This is a genomic window from Pseudomonas sp. FME51 (assembly GCF_014897305.1).
Map to the genome: position 1 here is coordinate 1 of NZ_JABUYN010000005.1, position 16,647 is coordinate 16,647.

At 59.9% G+C, this 16,647-nt stretch carries 16 protein-coding genes, 2 tRNA genes, 1 pseudogene and 1 riboswitch; of the genes and pseudogenes, 8 read left to right on the forward strand and 11 right to left on the reverse strand.

Annotation, left to right across the window (positions count from 1 at the left end; translation table 11 throughout):
• Nucleotides 1-233 (forward strand): annotated as a pseudogene (locus INT39_RS10080) (amidohydrolase); the annotation flags it as partial.
• Between the two features lie 108 nt (nt 234-341).
• Entirely contained in the window at nt 342-1,454 is a 1,113-nt protein-coding gene (gene zapE / locus INT39_RS10085) for a cell division protein ZapE (protein ID WP_193073803.1), read from the forward strand.
• A 23-nt stretch (nt 1,455-1,477) separates the two neighbouring features.
• Here zapE and yghU read toward each other — a convergent pair whose 3' ends face one another.
• From yghU to hrpB, 9 genes are all read right to left on the reverse strand, one after another.
• On the reverse strand, nt 1,478-2,320 hold the full coding sequence (gene yghU / locus INT39_RS10090; protein ID WP_193073804.1) for a glutathione-dependent disulfide-bond oxidoreductase: 843 nt from the start codon (nt 2,318-2,320) through the stop codon (nt 1,478-1,480).
• Nucleotides 2,321-2,421: 101 nt separating this feature from the next.
• On the reverse strand, nt 2,422-3,498 hold the full coding sequence (locus INT39_RS10095) for a sulfate/molybdate ABC transporter ATP-binding protein (protein WP_193073805.1): 1,077 nt from the start codon (nt 3,496-3,498) through the stop codon (nt 2,422-2,424).
• A 10-nt stretch (nt 3,499-3,508) separates the two neighbouring features.
• Complete coding sequence (gene cysW, locus INT39_RS10100) at nt 3,509-4,399, reverse strand: sulfate ABC transporter permease subunit CysW (RefSeq protein WP_193073806.1); 891 nt, start codon at nt 4,397-4,399, stop codon at nt 3,509-3,511.
• A gap of 10 nt (nt 4,400-4,409) precedes the next feature.
• The gene (cysT, locus tag INT39_RS10105; protein WP_193073807.1) at nt 4,410-5,240 is read right to left on the reverse strand and encodes a sulfate ABC transporter permease subunit CysT; all 831 of its coding nucleotides are present in this window, start codon (nt 5,238-5,240) and stop codon (nt 4,410-4,412) included.
• A gap of 60 nt (nt 5,241-5,300) precedes the next feature.
• The gene (locus INT39_RS10110; RefSeq protein ID WP_193073808.1) at nt 5,301-6,317 is read right to left on the reverse strand and encodes a sulfate ABC transporter substrate-binding protein; all 1,017 of its coding nucleotides are present in this window, start codon (nt 6,315-6,317) and stop codon (nt 5,301-5,303) included.
• Nucleotides 6,318-6,535: 218 nt separating this feature from the next.
• Nucleotides 6,536-6,715: a DUF2292 domain-containing protein gene (locus INT39_RS10115; RefSeq protein ID WP_193073809.1), complete on the reverse strand. Its 180-nt coding sequence runs from the start codon at nt 6,713-6,715 to the stop codon at nt 6,536-6,538.
• Between the two features lie 186 nt (nt 6,716-6,901).
• Nucleotides 6,902-7,468: a TMEM165/GDT1 family protein gene (locus INT39_RS10120; RefSeq protein ID WP_193073810.1), complete on the reverse strand. Its 567-nt coding sequence runs from the start codon at nt 7,466-7,468 to the stop codon at nt 6,902-6,904.
• 92 nt (nt 7,469-7,560) lie between these two features.
• Nucleotides 7,561-7,679, reverse strand: a riboswitch (yybP-ykoY riboswitch).
• 26 nt (nt 7,680-7,705) lie between these two features.
• Nucleotides 7,706-8,725, reverse strand: a complete 1,020-nt coding sequence (locus INT39_RS10125; protein ID WP_193073811.1) for a methyltransferase — start codon at nt 8,723-8,725, stop codon at nt 7,706-7,708.
• Between the two features lie 290 nt (nt 8,726-9,015).
• Nucleotides 9,016-11,556 carry an ATP-dependent helicase HrpB gene (hrpB, locus tag INT39_RS10130; protein ID WP_193073812.1) on the reverse strand — a complete coding sequence of 847 codons (2,541 nt, stop codon included), beginning with the start codon at nt 11,554-11,556 and terminating at the stop codon, nt 9,016-9,018.
• A 71-nt stretch (nt 11,557-11,627) separates the two neighbouring features.
• Between hrpB and INT39_RS10135 the strand changes: the two genes are divergently transcribed.
• From INT39_RS10135 to INT39_RS10160, 6 genes are all read left to right on the forward strand, one after another.
• On the forward strand, nt 11,628-12,038 hold the full coding sequence (locus INT39_RS10135; RefSeq protein ID WP_193073813.1) for a polyribonucleotide nucleotidyltransferase: 411 nt from the start codon (nt 11,628-11,630) through the stop codon (nt 12,036-12,038).
• Nucleotides 12,038-12,952: a cation diffusion facilitator family transporter gene (locus INT39_RS10140; RefSeq protein WP_319021349.1), complete on the forward strand. Its 915-nt coding sequence runs from the start codon at nt 12,038-12,040 to the stop codon at nt 12,950-12,952. The genes INT39_RS10135 and INT39_RS10140 overlap by 1 nt, the downstream gene beginning before the upstream one ends.
• A 285-nt stretch (nt 12,953-13,237) precedes the next feature.
• Nucleotides 13,238-13,726 (forward strand): Lrp/AsnC family transcriptional regulator, encoded by a 489-nt coding sequence (locus tag INT39_RS10145; RefSeq protein ID WP_193073814.1) that lies wholly within the window; start codon nt 13,238-13,240, stop codon nt 13,724-13,726.
• Between the two features lie 32 nt (nt 13,727-13,758).
• Nucleotides 13,759-13,959 carry a DUF2788 domain-containing protein gene (locus INT39_RS10150; RefSeq protein WP_193073815.1) on the forward strand — a complete coding sequence of 67 codons (201 nt, stop codon included), beginning with the start codon at nt 13,759-13,761 and terminating at the stop codon, nt 13,957-13,959.
• Between the two features lie 31 nt (nt 13,960-13,990).
• Entirely contained in the window at nt 13,991-15,637 is a 1,647-nt protein-coding gene (locus INT39_RS10155) for an isovaleryl-CoA dehydrogenase (RefSeq protein ID WP_193073816.1), read from the forward strand.
• A gap of 14 nt (nt 15,638-15,651) precedes the next feature.
• The gene (locus INT39_RS10160; RefSeq protein WP_193073817.1) at nt 15,652-16,260 is read left to right on the forward strand and encodes a pseudouridine synthase; all 609 of its coding nucleotides are present in this window, start codon (nt 15,652-15,654) and stop codon (nt 16,258-16,260) included.
• Nucleotides 16,261-16,323: 63 nt separating this feature from the next.
• Here the strand turns inward: INT39_RS10160 and INT39_RS10165 are convergent.
• Both INT39_RS10165 and INT39_RS10170 read right to left on the reverse strand, forming a co-directional pair.
• Nucleotides 16,324-16,400: transfer RNA gene (locus INT39_RS10165), tRNA-Asp, on the reverse strand.
• Nucleotides 16,401-16,413: 13 nt separating this feature from the next.
• A tRNA-Val gene (locus INT39_RS10170) sits at nt 16,414-16,489 on the reverse strand.
• Nucleotides 16,490-16,647: the final 158 nt, after the last annotated feature.

Consider the following 16,647-nt stretch of genomic DNA (forward strand, 5'->3'; position numbering starts at 1 on the left):
CCGATGGCAAAGTGGCTACCGCTGAACTCCCTGGCGCGGCCGAAGACTTTTCCTTCTTTGCCCAACAGGCACCAGGCTTTTATGTGTTCCTCGGCGTCACCCCGGATGGCCAGGACCCCACTACCGCTGCCCCCAACCACAACCCTGAGTTCTTCGTGGATGAAAGTGCACTGGTGGTAGGTACCCGCGCCATGGCGATGATGGCGGTCGATTTTCTTGCCAGCGAAGATTGAGCCTGCAAGCTTGCTGCCACCGGAACAATGCGGCAAGCTTGCTTTTTTCACCGCACCCCCTTCTCCAGGTCTGGTATCGCAACGCCGGCTGGGCCACCATATACCGCCATGAACCTACCTATTCCCCTCTCCCCTCTTCAGGCATGGCAACAGGCACTTGAGCAGGGCTTTGTATCCGACCAGGCTCAGCATCGTGCTGTGTTGGCACTGGAAGCTCTGCACCAGACATTGCATGCCGACGCCACTAACTCATCACCTACGGGCGTCTATCTCTGGGGGCCGGTGGGCCGGGGCAAGACCTGGCTTATGGACAGTTTTCATAGCAGTCTTCACGTACCGAGTCGGCGTCAGCACTTTCACCACTTCATGCAATGGGTACACCGGCGTCTTTTCCAGCTCACCGGCACGGCCGACCCACTGACGGTTATCGCCCGCGAACTGGCTACGGAAGTACGTGTGCTGTGTTTTGACGAGCTGTTCATCAGCGATATCGGCGACGCCAGCATCCTCAGCCGGCTGTTTCTGACCATGTTTGCCGAAGGCATGATAGTGGTTGCCACCTCCAATCAGCCGCCTGAACAGTTGTATGAAGATGGTCACAACCGCGAGCGATTGCTGCCGGCCATTGCGGCGATCGAAAAGCATATGCAGGTGCTGGATGTGGATGGCGGCCAGGATCATCGACTGCATCCGGGGCAGCAGCACCCACGTTATTGGGTACGCGATGCCAAGGCTCTGGCAGCCGTGTTTGATCAGCTCTGTGACGGCGGTGCGGTATCCAGCGAACCGGTTCAACTCAACCACCAGCAGCTGCGGCCCATTCAACATTGTGACAGCGCCATCTGGTTCAGCTTCGCCGAACTCTGCGGCCAGCCGCTGGCTGCCGGCGATTTCATCGCGTTGTGCGACCGTTATTCGATGATATTGCTGAGTGAGGTACCTGACCTCAGCAGCGCGCAGCGGGAAGTGAAGATTGCCCGAGGCACCGAAGATGCGGCAGAACAGGTAGCCGCCGGCGACCGGGTGCTGGCCCCCCTGTCAAAACAGGATGACAGCGTGCGCCGCCTCATTGCATTGGTCGATGAGTGCTATGACCGCCGAGTGCCATTGTATATCGAAGCGGCAGTTCCCTTGACCGATCTGTACACCGAAGGCGCCCTGACCTTCCCGTTCCGCCGCACCCTGAGCCGCTTGCAGGAGATGCAGCTGGAACGGTTCTGAGGGAAGCCTGAGACCGGCCAGTCTCAGTGATCGAAATCACTGGCTGCATGCCGCTCCGGCACCTGCTCATCCAGTTCGCCCCAAGTGCGGTTGACCTGGCGCCCACGTTGCGCCGCCGGGCGCTGCCCGACCTCCTCTGCCCAACGCAGCACATGGGTGTAGTTATGCGCCCCGAGGAATTCCGCAGCCTCATAGACCTGGTTGGTCGCCACACCGCCGTACCAGGGCCAGATCGCCATATCGGCAATACTGTACTCTTCCCCGGCGACGTAGCGCTTGTCGGCCAGCTGCCGATCGAGCACATCCAGCTGACGCTTGACCTCCATGGTGTAGCGATTGATCGGATACTCGAATTTTTCCGGAGCATAGGCATAGAAATGACCGAAGCCTCCGCCGAGTAGAGGTGCACTACCCATCTGCCAGAACAACCAGTTCAGACACTCGGTGCGCCCAGCAAGATCCTGCGGAATGAAGCGGCCGAACTTCTCCGCCAGATACAGCAGAATGGAGGCAGACTCGAAGACCCGCAGCGGCGGGCTGATGCTGGTATCCAGCAGCGCCGGGATCTTCGAGTTGGGATTGATATCGACGAAGCCGCTGCCGAACTGGTCGCCCTCGCTGATGCGGATCAGCCAGGCGTCATATTCAGCCTCGGCGATGCCCAGCGCGACCAACTCCTCAAGCATGATGGTGACCTTGACCCCATTGGGTGTGGCCAGCGAATACAGCTGCAGCGGATGCTCGCCCCGAGGCAATTCCCGGTCATGGGTAGGTCCAGCGATTGGCCGATTGATATTGGCAAACTTGCCGCCATTATCCTTGTCCCAGGTCCAGACCCGCGGTGGTACGTAGGTGTCGTTGCTCATTCGGCTCTCCCATGCTGATTCCGGCAGAATGTCCGCCAGAGAAGAATGACATGGAAAGATACTAGCCCTCGCGGGCTTCACTGACCACCGCAGCCACTGAATCAGGCTCTACGGATTTCTCCATCGTCCAGGAATACACGGCTGTTCAGCAGCCTGATCCAGGCATCGCCGCCCTGCGCCAGACCCAGTTCGCGGAAGCGGCCGCGGGACATTTCTGCGTGTACCGTCTGGCTGCTGTTCTCGGTCTGCAGCTCCAACCGCACCCGCGGTCCGATCACCGACACCAGGTCGATCCGCGCATGCAGGCTGGCATCGCTGGCGCCCGGTAGCACTTCGATGTCATGCGGTCGCACGTAAGCCACCGCCGGGCTATCACTCTGACCGGCATATTCCGGTGCGGACACCTGCAGCCGCCCGATCTGCGCCACTCCATCCCGGACTCGCGCGCCGAACCGATTGACGCTGCCCAGGAACTGGTAAACGAATGGATTAGCGGGATGATCATAGACCTCTTCCGGGCAGCCATCCTGCTCGACCCGGCCGTGGTTCATCACCACCACCCGGTCAGACACTTCCAGCGCCTCTTCCTGATCGTGGGTAACAAACACACTGGTAACATGGATTTCGTCGTGCAACCGCCGCAGCCAACGGCGCAATTCAGCCCGCACCTTGGCATCCAGGGCGCCGAAGGGCTCATCCAGCAACAGCACCTTGGGCTCAACGGCCAGCGCCCGCGCCAGTGCGATACGTTGGCGCTGACCACCGGACAGTTGCGATGGCAGCCGATCAGCCGTCCAGTCCAGTTGCACCATCTTCAGCAGGTGCATGACCTTTTTGCGGATATCCGCCTTGCTCGGTCGCTGGCTACGCGGCTTGACGGTCAGGCCGTAGGCAACGTTCTCGTAGACACTCATGTGCTTGAACAGCGCATAGTGCTGGAAGACAAAGCCAACGCCACGGTCGCTGACATGCAGATCAGTGGTGTCCTCACCATGAAAGCGGATACGCCCGCTGTCCGGCTGTTCCAGTCCGGCAATGATGCGCAGCAAGGTGGTCTTGCCCGAGCCAGAGGGCCCGAGCAATGCGGTCAGTTCACCGTCATTGAGGGTGAGGCTGACGTTGTCGACGGCGACGAAATCGCCAAAACGCTTGTTTATCCGATCAATTCCAATACTCATATCAGCTCTCTCAATGACTGTCGGTTGCAGGGTGATTGCGCTCATCCAACCACTCAACAAAACTCTTGACCGCAATGGTGACCAGCGCCAGCCCGGTCAACAGCGAGGACACGGCAAAGGCGGCGGTGAACATGTACTCGTTGTACAACACCTCGATATGCAGCGGCATGGTGTTGGTTTCGCCACGAATACGCCCCGACACCACCGCTACGGCGCCGAACTCACCCAGCGCCCGCGCGTTGCACAGAATCACCCCGTAGATCAGTCCCCATTTGATGTTCGGCAGGGTGACGTACCAGAAGGTTTTCCAGCCGCTGGCGCCGAGGGTCAGGGAGGCTTCTTCCTCCTCCTTGCCCTGCTGCTGCATCAGCGGAATCAGCTCGCGGGCGATAAACGGCATGGTGCCGAAGGCGATCACGATGACGATGCCCGGCACCGCGAAGATGATGCGCATATCGTGCGCTGCCAGCCATGGCCCCAACCAGCCCTGGGAGCCGAACAGGATGACGAAGATCAACCCCACCACCACCGGCGAGATGGCAAAGGGCATGTCGATCAGCGAGATCAGGATCGGCTTGCCGCGGAATTCGAACTTGGCAATGGCCCAGGCAGCCGACACACCAAAGATCAGGTTGATCGGCACGACAATCAGCACCACCAGTAACGACAGGCGAATCGCTGCCAGCGCGTCCGGTTCGTTGACGGCGGCCCACCACGCTTGCAGCCCCTGCTCGAAGGCACCGTAGAGTACAACTATCAATGGCAGAACCAGGAACAGGGCAAGAAAGGTCAGCGCTACACCGATCAGCGTCCAGCGTACCCAAACGGGTTCTTCAGTGGCGCGGCGCCAACGTGCAGCCTGCTCAGGGTTCGCCACATGGGCCAGGGTTTGGGTAGTCATCCTTGGTTCCTCACCGGCCACGACGCTGGGTCCACCACTGCAGACCATTGATCAACAGCAGCAGTAAAAACGCAGCAATCAGCATGACGGTGCCGATGGCGGCAGCGCCGGGGTAGTCGTACTGCTCGGCCTTGGCCACGATCAGCAGCGGAGTGATCTCGGTGCGATAGGGCATGTTTCCGGAGATGAATACTACCGAGCCGTACTCGCCGACAGCGCGAGCAAAAGCCAGCGCGTAACCGGTCAGCAAGGCCGGTAGCAAAGACGGCAGGATCACCCGACGGATGGTGGTGAAGCGGCTGGCACCCAGACTGGCGGAAGCTTCTTCGCGCTCGGCTTCCAGATCCTCCAGCACCGGTTGCACGGTACGCACCACGAAAGGCAAGCCGATATAGGTCAGCGCAATCACCACACCCAACTGCGAATAGGCCACTTTGATGCCGAAGATATCAAGGTACTGCCCTACCCAGCCGGTCGAGGCGTAGAGCGTTACCAATGCAATACCGGCCACCGCGGTAGGCAAGGCGAACGGCAAGTCCACCAGCGCATCGACGATCTTCTTGCCGGGGAAGGTATAACGCACCAGTACCCAGGCCACCAGCGCGCCGAATACCAGATTGATGGTCGCGCCAATCAGCGAGGCGCCGAAAGACAGCTTGTAGGAAGCAACCACTTGCGGATGGCTGACGGCGCTCCAGAAGTCATCCCAACTCATCAGCGAGGTGTACAGCAGCAGCCCGCCCACCGGAATAAGAAAAATGAAGCCCAGGTACAGCAGGCTGAAGCCCATGGTCAGCCCGAACCCGGGTATGACCCTGCGTTGCTTGGTGGCAGAAAACATTCATCACCTCGGAAAAAGCCCGGGCGTATGGCGCCCGGGATAGCTGCAGATGAATCCGGATCAGCGTCGGGAAATACTTTCCAGAATGCGGTCGAACTTGCCACCATCGTTGAAATGTTCGTTCTGTGCCTGTTCCCAGCCACCGAACACCTCGTCGATACCAAACAGTTCGACGTCGACGAACTTGTCGGCAAACTCCTTGGCGATCTGCGGGTTGCTCGGGCGGTAGTAGTGCCTGGCTGCCAGACGTTGCGCGTCATCGGTATACAGTTGTTGCAGATACGCTTCGGCCACCTCACGGGTGCCCTTGCGCTCGGCGTTCTTGTCCACCACGGACACCGGCGGCTCGGCCAGAATGCTGACCGACGGCACGATGATTTCGAACTGGCCCTTGCCCAGCTGTTCAACCGACAGATAGGCCTCGTTTTCCCAGGCGATGAATACATCACCCAGCCCACGCTGAACGAAAGTATTGGTGGCGCCACGGGCGCCGGGGTCGAGCACCGGCACGTTGGCGAACAACTTGCTGACGAACTCGTAAGCCTTGTCCTGATCGCCGTCGTTGTGCTTCAGCGCATAGCCCCAGGCCGCCAGGTAGTTCCAGCGCGCGCCGCCGGAGGTTTTCGGATTGGGGGTGATCACCTCCACGTCGTCGCGGATCAGGTCATCCCAGTCCTTGATGTTCTTCGGGTTGCCCTTGCGCACCAGCAGCACAATGGTCGAGGTGTAGGGCGAGCTGTTCTTGTCCAGGCGGCTCTGCCAGTTTTCGGGAATCAGATCGGCGTGCTGACGCAGCGCATCCACATCGTAGGCCAAGGCCAGGGTTACCACATCGGCATCCAGGCCGTCGATCACCGACCGGGCCTGGGAACCGGAGCCGCCGTGGGATTGGCGCACGGTGACGGTGTCGCCTGTGGCCTGTTTCCAGTATTCGCTGAACGCCTCGTTGTACTCGCGATAGAACTCGCGGGTCGGGTCGTAGGACACGTTCAACAGGGTGATGTCTTTCGCCAGCACGGAGCCAGCCAACAGAGTGGCCAGGCCACCCACCAGGGTATTGCGCAGAATCTTCTTCATGATAATTACTCAGTAAAAGCTGTCAGGGAAATCGCTTGGATCGGCTGATTACCGACACATTCGTGCAGTGACGCTTTTACAGAGGCGGGTCTGACTGGATGTGGCAAGCCGTGTCATGGTGTGCTCCATGTTGTAGTGGCGGTTGCACACACCTCTGGTTATCCAGTCGGCGGGCGATTACTTAAAATCGTGTTGGCGCAATCCCGTGGTCGGGTAACTCAGGACGTTCGTGTCGGTGGCTGGAAGCGGATCTTTTCCTTGCGCTCGATCTGCACCACCTGGCCGTTATGCAGGGTAATCTCCACTGCACCGAACTGAATGCTTTGCAGCGCTTCAGCAATGGCGGCCAGTACCTTCTGATCGTCCACAGCCGCATGAAGTTGTGTTGTTGCGGTCATGGTCTTGCTCCGGATCATGGTTTGATACTTGCGTATCGGAGGAGCAGATAGTAGACAGAGAAACATATAACGAAAAATATTATTTTGGAACTTGGTTATAACCAAAAATAACAGCTAATACCCCGTAGAAGCACCGCCTCGGGGCGCGACGGCGCCTGCCAGAACGCCTCCGCTCACCTACCGGGCTTACCCCAGGGCCAACCAGCCCGCATACAGGCCAAGCAGAAGAAAGATCACCGCGGTAATTCCTCGAATCAGGCCCAGCGGCAGCTTGCCCGCCGCAGCGTTGCCGAGAAATACCACCGGTACGTTGGCCAGCATCATTCCCAGAGTGGTACCTGCAACGACCCACAGATAGGCGTCGAACTGCGCGGCCAATACCACGGTGGCAACCTGCGTCTTGTCGCCCATTTCCGCGAGAAAGAAGGCCACCAGCGCCGCCATGAAGGCGCCGTAACGGCTAATGGGGGGAGTGTTATCGTCATCCAGTTTGTCCGGAACCAGGGTCCAGGCGGCAACGGCCAGAAAGCTGATGGCCAGCAAGCTGTACAGCCAGGTATCGTTGAGCAGATCCGCCACCAACTGACCTACCGCACCCGCCAGGGCGTGGTTGGCAATCGTTGCCAGCAGAATCCCCCAGATAATCGGCCAGGGCCGACGAAAACGCGCAGCGAGCAGCAACGCCAACAGCTGGGTCTTGTCGCCGATCTCTGCCAGCGAAACAATACCGGTTGAAACTAAAAAGGCTTCCACGGACTTTCCAAACGAGGGCGGGTCAGACTGTTCCAATGACACAGGCCCACCCCCGCCCCTCGGCTGGTGTTCCTGTGTCAAAGGTCTCGTCAAACCCCATCACCCCAAGGGTGATCGATGGGTCGCAAACGCCACGGCCTGAGGGCCGAGTATGTTGACGTTTGCCTTGGAAGGCAGGCTTCCGGAGAGACTACTCCCCTAAGACGGCGGCAACTTTAGCAGGGGCCGCCTGTTGAATCAACCTGGCGCTACCGCCGAGTACACCTTGAACCTGTTGTTCTCGCGCAGCACCCGGCATTTTCCGATATGCGCCTCGATCAGCGGCGGGTACTTGAGAAAGCCGTTCGCCACGATGCGCAACTCGCCGCCCGGCAACAGATTGCGGGTGACCTCGTTGAAGAATTGTTCGGCGATACTGGTGTCGTGACGGATGCCGGTATGGAATGGCGGATTGCTGACCACGGCGGCAAAACGGCCATGCACATCGCTGAGGCCATTTGACGGATAGACCTGCGCCTGCACCTCATTCTGGCTCAGGGTCTGTGTCGCGCAATACAGCGCCAGCGCATCGATATCCACCAGTTCGAAGCGAGCGCCTGGATTGCGCCGCGCCAACACGGTAGCCAACACCCCTGCCCCGCAGCCAAAATCCAGCACTTTGCCGGAGGGCAGCGGCGCCATCTCTTCCAGCAACAGCTGACTGCCCTCATCCAACCGACCATGACTGAACACCCCCGGCAGGCTGATCAGATCGACAGCCTGATCGGGGAATTCCAGACGAATGGAGCGCTGCCAGTCAGCCAACTGGAAAGCCGCGATCTGGTCATGGGCAATACTCCGCCACAGTTGGCAGTGGCGTGCGGAGTCCAGCTTCTCTATCGCCGAGCCATAAGGGGCCAACAGCTTTTCTGCCCGGGTTACACCGCCCTTCTTTTCCCCTACCAGATACAACGGGCACCCGGATTTCAGCAATGGCGCCATCTGCGCCAATGCATACTCAGCCCGCTCGATGGCCTTGGGCATCACCAGAATGGCCGCATCCAATCCGTCAACCTGCGGGCACAGATGGGAGAAGCTCAGATGCTGTTGATCCAAACGGGAACTCAGCCCCTGCTGCACGGAATAATCCCAGGTCCAAACGTGCCAGTCCGCGGGCAGCTCGCCGGTCAGCCCATCCGCAGGCGGATTGACCAACAGCAGGCGCTTTCCGGCAAACAGCTCGGCGCTGCGTTCAAGTATCTGACTGGTGTTGTCCATGATGATGCTCCGAAGATAAACCGGGCCGGGCATTGTACGCGTGGCCAGCAAGAGCTTAAAGACAGGGCCAGAAATTCAGCGGTCGAGCCCACCGTCCGCACAACAGCCAAAACCGGGACGCAGAGCTCATACCATATGGTGCCCACGCTCCAGCGTCCGAACCTGCCGGCTGCACAACAACCAAACCGGGGCGCAGAGCGTCCCAGCAGGCATTCCCACGCTGGAGCGTGGGAACGATCGAACGCAGCGCTCATCTCGGGTGCTTGAGCGTGCACGGGGCTTGTGAGGCTTCAGGGTTTTCTTGGTTTGGCTCGGGCCGTTGGTTCCGCCTCGAGAGGGTTTTCAGGCCAATAATGCTTGGGATAGCGGCCGCGCATATCCTTGCGCACCTCGGCATAACTGCCGCTCCAGAACCCGGCCAGATCCTGAGTGACCTGCACTGGCCGCCGGGCCGGGGACAGCAGGTGCAACTTGAGTGCTATCCGCCCATTGGCGATGCGCGGAGTTTCTCGGCTGCCGAACATTTCCTGCAGACGCACGGCCAACACCGGTGGTTGTTCGCCGTAGTCGATCCGAATGCGTGATCCCGTCGGCACCGTCCAATGAGTCGGAGCCTGCTCATCCAACTGTTGTGGCAATGGCCAGGCCAACAACCCGCTGAGAATGCCGGCCAGATCCAACGCCGCGAAATGCGCCAGCCGGCTGACCTTGTCCAGCCAGGGCGCCAGCCAATCTTCCAGGGTATCGAGCAAGCACTGATCGGACAGATCAGGCCAGGCGCTTACGCGGCCTTCCTGCAGATCCTGCTGGCGCAGCAGCAGGATGCGCGCCTGCCATTGGCGCAGCGCCGGCGTCCACGGCAGCAAGGCCAGCCCCTGACGGCGCACCACGCCGCAGAGCGCACGGCTGCGCTGGGCCGGATCGATTCCCGGCAAGGGTTCGCGATTGAGAATCAGCGCACCTATCCGCCGTTGCTGCTCGGCAATCAGTGTCTCACTGCGCGGGTCCCATTCCAGAGTCTGCTCCTCATGCAGCAGTTCCGGCAGATACTGCTCCAGCCATTGCGGGTCCAGCGCGGCAGCCATGAATATCCGCGCATTTCGCTGTGCGGCATGCCCTCCCAGACTGGCAATCACCAGCCATGCCTGTTGTTGCAGGCTATCGACCTGAACGAAGCCGGCAGAACGCCCATTGGCCAGACGGTAATCACTACCCTTATCGCCACGGCGCTGGGCAATGCGGTCCGGATAGGCCAGCGCCAACAGCAGCCCAGCCCAGCGCTCGCTATCCGGCTCCGGTAACGAAGACGTGACAGAGCCTCGACCGATAAGCCGTTGCCACTGCTCGGCCAGCTTGCGCGCACGCTGCAGCGCACCGCGGTCCAGCGCCGGTTCATTACGGGGTTGTTCAAACACCGCCAGTCGACGGCTGATATCGGCATCATCGACACCACGCAGCAGATCCCGCTCACCGAGTATCGCCGCCAGCCGACAGGCCTGACGACCCAGTCCCAACTGCTGGCCGCGCACCAGCATGTGTGCCAGCCGCGGATGCATCGGCAGTGCCGCGAGCGCACTGCCGTGCTCAGTCAGTTGCCAGCCCCGCTCCCCGGCTTGCAACACACCCAGCTGACCCAGCAAATCACGCCCTTGTTGCAGAGCTGCGGGAGGAGGCGCATCCAGCCAGGCCAGCTCGGCAGGATCATCAATACCCCACTGGGCCAGTTGCAGCGCCAGTGGCGCCAGATCCGCCTGAAGTATCTCGGCCTGACTCTGGGCCGCCAGTTGGGCATGCTGATCAACAGACCAGAGCCGATAACAGACACCCGGCTCGGTACGTCCGGCGCGACCTGCACGCTGCTCGGCGGCAGCACGCGAGATGCGGCGAGTATGCAAGCGGGTCATGCCGGATACCGGATCGAAAGCCGGCTCACGGCACAGACCCGAGTCAATCACCACCCGCACCCCTTCGATGGTCAGGCTGGTTTCGGCAATGGGCGTAGCCAATACCACCTTGCGCCGACCGGGCGCAGCCGGACTGATCGCCTCGCGCTGGGCAGCAAAGTCAAGATCACCATACAGCGGGGCGATGTCCACCGTCGGCCAAGCCGCCAGGGAATCCTCAAGCCTCGTTTGCAGTCTGCGGATTTCCGCCGCCCCCGGCAGAAACACCAGCAGACTGCCATTGTCTGTGGCCAGCGCTTGCAACACCGCCTGCTCAAGTTGCGGCTCTAGCGACTGACCCGGCGCTACGGCTGCACCATGTTGGATCTGCACCGGGTACTGCCGGCCCTCGCTGCTGACCAGCGGCGCATCGTCCAGCAACCGGCTGACGGCAGCAGCATCCAGTGTGGCGGACATCACCAACAGCTTCAGCGGTATCTCATCACGCAGGTATTGCTGGGTCTGCAGACACAATGCCAGGCCCAGATCGGCATCCAGACTGCGCTCATGAAACTCGTCAAAAATCACCAGCCCGACACCCGGCAACTCCGGGTCGGTCTGTAACAGGCGCTGCAAGATACCTTCGGTGACCACCTCTATGCGGGTAGCGGCACTGACTCGCGTTTCCAGACGAATGCGATAACCCACAGTCTGCCCCACCGGCTCGCCAAGCATGTGCGCCAACCGCTCGGCGGCAGCGCGGGCAGCAAGACGACGCGGCTCCAGCAAAATGATCTTCTGTCTCGCCAGCCAAGGACTGTTGAGCAGGGCCAAGGGCACCAGTGTGGTCTTGCCGGCACCGGGAGGTGCCTGGAGCACCACGCTGGGGTGACTGGCCAATTGCTGGTCGAGCTCACCCAGCACGGCATGTACAGGAAGTTCGTTCATCAGTTCTCGCAATCAGTCTGGCAGCGTATAGTGATGGCTTACTGAATCACCCGCAATGTACGAGGATCGAAATGCGTCTGAAGGCTCTGGCCAGCATCCTGCTGAGCACCACACTGGTTACCCAATTAACAGCGTGCGGATCGATTTTTTATCCCGAGCGGCGCGGCCAGATCAGCGGGGAGATCGACCCCGGCGTAGCGATTCTCAACGGCATCGGCTTGCTGTTCTATGTCATTCCCGGACTGATCGCCTTTGCTGTGGACTTCACTACCGGCGCTATTTATTTCCCGGATGAGCGCTACACGCTGACACCGGAACGTCTCGACCAGGCCGTCGATGCGGATGGCGAGGTGAACCCGCTGAAACTCAAAGCCATTCTGTACCAGGACCTGGGCCTGCAGTTACCTCTGGAACAGGCCCGGCAACTGCATCACCCGCAGGCAGAACACCTCGCCCTGCTCGGCCTGCCGGCGCGCGCATGATGGATATGACTGCTCAGCAACGCAATGAACGCAATGCCCGTTTGCTGCGGCTGGCAACCTACGCCTCGGTCTCACTCGCCGTTGCACTGATCATACTCAAGGCTATCGTCTGGTTCATGTCGGGTTCGGTGAGCCTGCTGGCATCATTGATCGACTCGGTAATGGACGCCGGCGCTTCAGTGATCAACCTGGTCGCAGTGGCCTATGCACTGACACCGGCAGACAAAGGCCACCGGTTCGGCCACGGCAAGGCCGAAGCCCTCGCAGGTCTGGCACAGTCCGTATTCGTCGCAGGCTCGGCGATTCTGGTATTGCATCAGGGCATCGACCACCTGCGCAATCCCCGCCCGCTGGATGCAGCCTGGTTCGGCGTCGCCGTGATGCTGATATCGATCGTCGCCACTCTGCTGCTGTTGAGCTTCCAGCGCCACGTGATTCGGCACACCGGCTCAACGGCGATACGCGCTGACGCCCTGCATTACCGCTCCGACCTGATGATGAACGCCAGCATCATCGCCGCTCTGGTGCTCGCTCATTACGGCCTTCCCCAAGCAGACGCCCTGTTCGGTATCGGGATCGCCCTGCTCATCGGTTTCAGTGCATTGCAGATTGGTCGGGATGCGGTCCAGATTCTGATGGATCACGAGTTACCCGATGAGGTACGCAAGGAAGCACTGGCACTGGCTCGCGCCGTGCCCGGCGTAGTCGACGTGCACGATCTGCGCACCCGCGAATCTGGCCAGCAGTGGTTCATGCAGCTGCACCTGGAGCTACCCGGTGACCTGCTACTGACCGACGCCCACGAACTCGGCGAACAGGTACGCCACGCCATAGAGCGGCGATTCCCTCAGGCTGACGTACTGGTGCACAAAGACCCCGTCGACCAGAACCCACAAACGCAAACGGCCGACTAGGTCGGCCGTTTGCGCTGGGTCCGCTGAGTATCCTTTTGGGATATTGCCTGTCCCGTGGCCTTGTGGGCTGGGTAGCCGGGTGACGACCAGATGCGGTAGAACCTGTCGTCCCAATGTCACTCTCGTAGAGCACTTGGTTGGACTCGCCGGCTAGGGCTTGAAAACATGTGGTTATAATAGCGACGCCTCTGCGACATTTCTTGCCTTTTATTGCGCAATTCAACCACGACAGCGCAATAATAACTCGCTATACTCTGATTCTCAGCAACGCAAGAAGAGAACATCATGCAAGAAGACAATCTTGACCGTTATGACCTGAAAATTCTTGCTGCCCTGCAGCACGATTCACGCATCAGCAACCAGGAACTGGCCGAGCGTATCGGCCTGTCACCCTCCCCCTGCTCCCGGCGAGTCAAACAACTGGAAGATGCGGGCTTCATCACCCGCCAGGTAGCGCTGCTTGCGCCGAAGAAACTCGGACTGACCCTGACAGCCTTCGTGATGATCGGCATGGATAGACACACACCGGACCGTTTCGCCGGTTTCGAGGAGACCATTCGTTCCTGCCCAGAGGTGCTGGATTGCAGCCTGGTCACTGGGATGGATGCCGATTACCAGTTGCGGGTGGTGGTGCCGGACATGGACCACTATCAGCAATTTCTGCTCGGCACCCTGACCCGGATCGAGGGTGTTTCCAGCGTGCGTTCCAGCTTCGTCTTGAACCAGGTGGTATCCAGTACGGAATTGCCGCTCAATCATCTGGTCAGAAAATAAACAGCCTTTTCCTTTCCTTACAGGAGTCCATCGTGTCCTACGAAGAATTTGAAGCCCTTGCCCTGCCCCTGACGCTTTTTGCCCTGGTGGCCTTCATGGGCTTTATCGTTTGGGATCTGGCCAAAAAATCCAAGGCAGGGCGCTACGGCACCATGGTGCTGTTCTTCGCCCTGGGTCTGGGTGTGCTCGGCTTCGTGATCAAGGCCATTATTCTTGGTAGTGTGGAAGGCTAAAAAATATAAAACCTCCTCGGAGCGCCGCGCCATGAACCTGCACCAATACGCTGAAACACATGAGGTCACCAACCAGGTCCCGCCGCTGGATGGCTTGAATCTGTACCGCAGCGACCTGCCTTTGCAGCAATGGGTGCACCGCTACCGAGGCGATTGGGCCGACGAGCAACTATCTGCCTATGGTCAGCTTGCCGGCACTCCGTTGATGCATGCCGGCTTTCAAGCCAATGAGAACCCACCGACTTTCCATAGCCATGATCGTTATGGCCAGCGTATCGATGTAGTCGAGTTTCACCCGGCCTATCATGAGCTGATGCATGCCGGGATCACCCATGGCATCACCTCCGCACCATGGAGCGACCCGCGTCCGGGCGCACACGTTGCCCGCGCTGCGACCATGTATCTGCATAATCAGGCCGAAGCTGGCACCAGCTGCCCGATGACCATGACCTTTGCCTGCGTACCCGCATTGCGCCTGCAACCGAATCTCGCGGAAAGCTGGCTACCAAAAATATTGTCGCGTCAGTACGACCCGCGCAACCTGCCGATGGAGCAGAAGACCGGCTTGACCATCGGCATGGCCATGACTGAAAAACAAGGCGGCACCGATGTGCGCGCCAACACCACGCGCGCGTGGCCCATGGATAATCCAGGCCCTGGCCGGCCCTATGAATTACTGGGGCATAAATGGTTCTGCTCGGCGCCCATGTGTGATGCCTTCCTGACCTTGGCGCAGACCGACAAGGGCCTGAGTTGTTTCCTGCTGCCGCGCCACCGGCCCGATGGCAGCCGTAACCAATTCTATATCCAGCGCCTGAAAGACAAGCTCGGCAATCAGGCCAATGCCTCCAGCGAAGTGGAGTTTCGAGGTGCATTGGCCTGGATGGTAGGTGAGGAAGGCCGCGGCGTACCGACCATTATCGAAATGGTTGCCATGACCCGCTTCGACTGCATGATCGGCTCCAGCTCGCTGATACGTCAGGCACTGACTCAGGCCATCCACCATTGCAGCCATCGTCAGGTGGGCGGTCGGGTGCTGGTCGAGCAGCCGTTGATGCAGAACGTACTGGCCGACATGGCGCTGGAAAGCGAAGCTGCTGTGGCGCTGACCATGCGCATGGCCAGCGCACTGGATAATCTGGGTGATGAACATGAAGCCGGGTTCGCTCGACTGGTCACCGCAATCGGCAAATATTGGATCTGCAAACGCGCCCCCGCAATGATCAACGAAGCTCAGGAATGCCTGGGTGGCGCTGGTTACGTGGAAGACAGCATCCTGCCGCGACTGTATCGGGAAGCGCCGGTGAATTCCATCTGGGAGGGGTCCGGTAACGTGCAGTGCCTGGATGTATTGCGCGCGCTGAGCAAAGAACCCGGCCTCGTGGAAATGCTGTCCGCCGAACTGGGCGATGGCCACGGCGATTCCTATCTGAAAGCTCATATCCATAGGCTGCAGCAACAGATTGCAGATAAGAACGACATCCAGTACCGCGCACGCCAGCTGACCGAAGATATCGCCGTCGCACTGCAAGCCAAGCTGTTGCTGGAAGCAGGCAACAGCACAGTATCCGACGCCTTCATTGCCAGCCGGCTACAGCATCGCGGCCGCGTCTACGGCACCTTGCCACGCGGACTGGACGTAGCTGCCCTGATTGCCCGAAGCGCACCACAGGTTTGATTGGCAGATCCCTGATGAATACTCGCCCGCGTAAACCATCGCTCCTCCGCCCAACCGGCAAGCCTCGGCGCCAGGCAGCACCGCCCGCCGACCCGATATTGATTGCATTGAACAAGCCCTTCGATGTGCTGACCCAGTTCAGCGACGACCAAGGCCGAGCCACCCTCAAGAACTTCGTCGATACACCCGGCATCTACCCCGCCGGCCGCCTGGACCGGGACAGTGAAGGACTGCTGTTGCTGACCAACGACGGCCGCCTGCAGGCACGCATCACCGACCCGAAACACAAACTGGCAAAGACCTACTGGGCACAGGTTGAAGGCGAACCAACCGCAGAACAGCTACAGCAACTGCGTGCCGGCCCCGAACTGAATGACGGCCCTACCCGCCCTGCAGAGGTTGAACAGATCAGCGAACCAGCACTCTGGCCACGTAACCCGCCGGTACGCTTTCGCAAGAACAAACCCACCTCCTGGCTCGCCATCACCGTCCGCGAAGGCCGCAACCGACAGGTACGCCGCATGACAGCAGCAGTAGGCCTGCCAACGCTGCGACTGGTGCGTGTACGAATCGGGGATTGGGTATTGCAGGATCTGCAGCCGGGGGAGTGGCGGGAATTGTAGGCTTGGGCTGGGCATACAAGCATAAAAAAACCCTCGCATCTTTCGATGCAAGGGCTTCGGATATGGCGCAGTGGACGGGACTCGAACCCGCGACCCCCGGCGTGACAGGCCGGTATTCTAACCAACTGAACTACCACTGCGCGTTACCTCGAGTGGTGGGTGATGACGGGATCGAACCGCCGACCCTCTGCTTGTAAGGCAGATGCTCTCCCAGCTGAGCTAATCACCCGTTTACTCTCGAAGTGGGGCGCATTCTAGGCAGGTTTTTCGCTTCTGGCAATACCTTTTGTGAAAAAAATCTCGCTTTCTTTCAATATGTTATGCAGCCGTCGGCCAGCACTGGCTGAAAATGTCGTCACGCGCAATAATGCCCGCCCTTTCCAGCTC